At 66.9% G+C, this 3,772-nt stretch carries 4 protein-coding genes; 1 reads left to right on the forward strand and 3 read right to left on the reverse strand.

Going from position 1 to position 3,772, the window contains the following annotated elements:
* Positions 1-7: 7 nt before the first annotated feature.
* Positions 8-286 (forward strand): YnfA family protein, encoded by a 279-nt coding sequence (locus Q0Q02_RS23395; RefSeq protein WP_293813187.1) that lies wholly within the window; start codon positions 8-10, stop codon positions 284-286.
* 9 nt (positions 287-295) lie between these two features.
* Here Q0Q02_RS23395 and Q0Q02_RS23400 read toward each other — a convergent pair whose 3' ends face one another.
* The 3 genes from Q0Q02_RS23400 to Q0Q02_RS23410 form a co-directional block, all read right to left on the reverse strand.
* The gene (locus tag Q0Q02_RS23400; RefSeq protein ID WP_293813182.1) at positions 296-2,023 is read right to left on the reverse strand and encodes a Na/Pi cotransporter family protein; all 1,728 of its coding nucleotides are present in this window, start codon (positions 2,021-2,023) and stop codon (positions 296-298) included.
* Between the two features lie 157 nt (positions 2,024-2,180).
* Positions 2,181-3,248, reverse strand: coding sequence for an ABC transporter ATP-binding protein (locus Q0Q02_RS23405; RefSeq protein WP_293813184.1), 1,068 nt, complete (start codon positions 3,246-3,248; stop codon positions 2,181-2,183).
* A 15-nt stretch (positions 3,249-3,263) separates the two neighbouring features.
* The coding region (locus Q0Q02_RS23410) for an iron ABC transporter permease (protein ID WP_293813185.1) at positions 3,264-3,772 on the reverse strand (509 nt) is incomplete at its 5' end.

Genomic DNA, 3,772 nt, shown 5'->3' on the forward strand with positions numbered 1-3,772 from the left:
CTTCGAGATCGCCGGCTGCTTCGCCTTCTGGGGCTGGCTCCGGCTCGGCAAGCCGGTCTGGTGGCTGCTGCCGGGGCTGGTCTCGCTCGGGCTATTCGCCTGGCTGCTGACCCTGGTCGAAACCGCTGCGGCCGGACGCGCTTTCGCTGCCTATGGCGGCGTCTATATCGCCGCTTCGCTCGGCTGGCTCTGGGCCGTCGAAGGGATCAGGCCCGATCGCTGGGACCTGACCGGCGGCGCGATCTGCCTTGCAGGTGCCGCGATCATCCTGGCCGCGCCGCGCTAAAGGTCTGCCTTACCCGCCCGAGTGAGCGGCGGGGATGAGCACGGCCGGCGTCTCGCGCTGCGCAGCCGCAGCCTTCGTGTCGCGCAGGCGGCTTTCGCGTAGTTCGTTGGCGCTCTCCAGGATCGGATAGGCGATCGAGACCACGTGGCCGTGGATGCGCTTGAGGTCGCGGATGATGTCGAGATGGATCGCGCTGGTCTCGATCGATTCCGGCCGGCCCGAACGCAGGCGCTGGAAATGGCTGTCGGTGGCGCGGCGCTCGGCATCGCGCATCGCCGCCTTGTCGGCGAAAAGCTGGCGCGCGAGCACGAGATCGCGCGTGGCAAAGACGTTGAGCGCCAGCGCCAGGGCCGAGGCGACGCGATGGTGGAAGTCGCGGATCTCGGCCAGCCCCTCCGGCGAGAAGGAATAGCGCTTGCGGATCTTCTTCTCGGCGAGCTCGCGCAGGTTCTTGTCGATGATGTCGCCGATATGCTCGAGATTGGTGATCAGGGTGATGATCTCGAACAGGCGCCGGCTCTCCTCCTCGGAGAGCTCGTTGCGCGAGACCTTGACCAGATAGAGCTTGATCGACTCGTGGATCGTGTCGACGCCGTCATCGGCCTGGGCGATGGCGCGGGAGAGCTTGAGCTCGTCCTTCTCCAGCAGCGTCATGGTATCGCGCAGCATGCCCTCGACGCGATCGCCGAGACGCAGGGCCTCGCGCATGGCGCCGGCGAGCGCCTCGGTCGGGCTGTCCAGAGCATTGGGGTCGAGATAGCGCGGCGTCACCGCCTCGACCTTCTCGTCCTTGCCGGGCATGAGACGCTCGACCAGCGCCGAGACAGGCCCGACGAAGGGCAGGAAGACCAGCGCGCCGACGACGTTCAGCATGACGTGGAATTCGATCGCGAGCCGGCCATCCGCCGGGGACAGGCTGAGCAGCCAGGCCGAGAGCGGGCCGACGAAGGGCAGCACGGCGAGCGCCAGGATCAGGCGCGTCGCGAGATTGCCGACCGCGGCGCGGCGCTGGGCGGCGGGCGCGCCGAGCTGGTCGAGCACCGGGATCAGGGCATTGCCGAGATTGGCACCGATCACCAGCGTCAGCGCCGTCGCGGGCGGGAACAGGCCGGAGGCCGCGAAGGTGGCGACAAGCAGGATGATCGCGATCGAGGAATGCACGAGCCAGGTCGCGGCGATGGCGGCAAGGATGCCGAGCAGCGGCTCGGAGCCCATGGCGGCGAGCACGACGCGGAAGGTCGGCGACTGCGCCAGCGGCGCCGCAGCCGTATTGAGCTCGATCAGCGACAGCAGGATGAGGCCGATACCGACGAGAACGCGGCCGATATTGCGCTGGCGCTCCATCGCCTCGCTGGACAGATACATGGCGACGCCGATCGCGACGCAGAGACCCCAGAGCCAGCCGAGATCCATCGAGATGACGAAGGCCGCGAGCGCCGTGCCGAGATTGGCGCCGAGCAGGACGGCGAGCGCCATGGCCGGCACGATCAGGGCCTGACCCGCGAAGGACGAGACGAGCAGCGTCGTCGCCGTCGAACTCTGCAACACCATCGTCACGGCGACGCCGCTGCCGAAAGCGGCGAAGCGATTGCGCGTGAAACTCTGCAGCGCCTGCCTGAGCTGGGAGCCGAAGGCGCGCATCGCGCCGGTTCGCACCAGCCTGACCGCCCAGATCAGCAGCGCGACGCCGCCGGCAAGGTGGATCAGGATGTTGGTTGCGCTCTCGCCCGTGGCCATTTTCGTGCAGTCTTTCCCCGATTCAGGGCTTCATCTTCGGCCAAATCTATCAATTTTTGATTAGCCAACTCAACAGAAATACGCACTGAAAGTGCTGATAATTGGGCAGCGCTTTCAGCCTTGCAGACCTGTGGACGAAGAGCGGATTTCGGGGCGATCAGGCCGGCGGAATCAGCGTCACGCCTTTTGCCGCGAAGGAGACCGAGACCGGGCTGCCCGGCTCCAGCATGTCGCGCCCGCCATATTGCACGACGAAGAGCTCGCCGACCTCGGTCTCGACCATGATGTCGAGGTGATTGCCGAGATAGGCGCATTTGCGGATTGTGCCCGGCAGCGAACCCGCCTGCCCGGCCTCGCCCAGCAGCAGGGCTTCCGGGCGGATCGCGACCTTGGCCGGGCCGGCGCCGAGACCGCGCGCCGGCAGGCTGACCGTGGCCGAGCCGATCGCGACATCGGCGCGGCCGTCCGCCACCGCCTTCACGGTGACGTCGACCAGATTGGCATCGCCGATGAAATCCGCGACGAAGGCGTTGGAGGGCTGCTCGTAGAGATCGCGCGGCGCGCCTTCCTGCGCAATGCGGGCGTTCGACATCACGATGATGCGGTCGGAAACGGCGAGCGCCTCTTCCTGATCGTGGGTGACATAGGCCACGGTCAGGTTGAGATCCTGCTGCAATTCGCGGATTTCCTCGCGGACGCGGCGGCGGAGTTTCGCATCGAGATTGGAGAGCGGCTCGTCGAAGAGCAGCACCTGCGGCTCCAGCACCAGCGCGCGGGCAACCGCGACACGCTGCTGCTGGCCGCCCGACAATTCGGACGGATAACGGTTCTCGAAGCCCTTGAGGCCGACGAGCGCCAGCTTCTCCAGCGCCATCTGCTTGGCCTCGTCCTTGCCGATGCCCTTCACGGTCGGGCCATAGGCGGCGTTGTCGAGCACGCTCATATGCGGGAACAGCGCGTAGGACTGGAATACCATGGAGACGTCGCGGTCGGCGGCCGAGAGCTTGGTGACGTCCTTGCCGCCGATCAGGATCTGGCCGTCGCTGGCGATCTCCAGCCCCGCGATCATGCGCAGGGTCGTGGTCTTGCCGCAGCCGGAGGGGCCGAGCAGCGTGACCAGCTTGCCGGCCTCGATGGTGAAGTTGATGTTGTCGACCGCCGTCACCGCGCCATAGCGCATGGAGACGTTGCGGAACTCGACGGAAGCGGGTCCGGCCTTGGCCATCTCTATCTCTTGTCCTTATCCGATAGCGGGGGCAGGCGCCGGTGCGGCGACAGCAGCGGTGCGGGCGCGCCGGCCGAGCTTGCGCTCGCCGACGAGGAACTGGATCAGCGCGATGCCCAGCGCCATGAAGACGATCAGCACCGAGGAATAGGCGATGGCGAGGCCGAACTCGCCCGCTTCGACGCGCCCGACGATATAGGCGGTCGAGAGGTTGTACTCGGCCGAGACCAGGAAGATCACCGCGCTGACCGCCGTCATCGAGCGCACGAAGGAGTAGACCAGCGCCGAGACCAAGGCCGGCTTGAGCAGCGGCAGCACGACGCGCCAGAGCGTGGTGAAGCTGCGGGCACGCAAGGTGGTCGAGGCCTCGTCCAGGCTCTTGTCGATCTGCGACAGCCCGGCAATGCCGGAGCGCACGCCGACCGGCATGTTGCGGAAGACGAAGGCGATGACCAGGATCAGGCCGGTACCGGTGATCTCGATCGGCGGCACGTTGAAGGCGAGGATATAGGCGACGCCGAGCA

It is taken from the genome of uncultured Allobosea sp., assembly GCF_945956895.1.
In the GTDB taxonomy this organism is placed as follows: domain Bacteria; phylum Pseudomonadota; class Alphaproteobacteria; order Rhizobiales; family Beijerinckiaceae; genus Allobosea.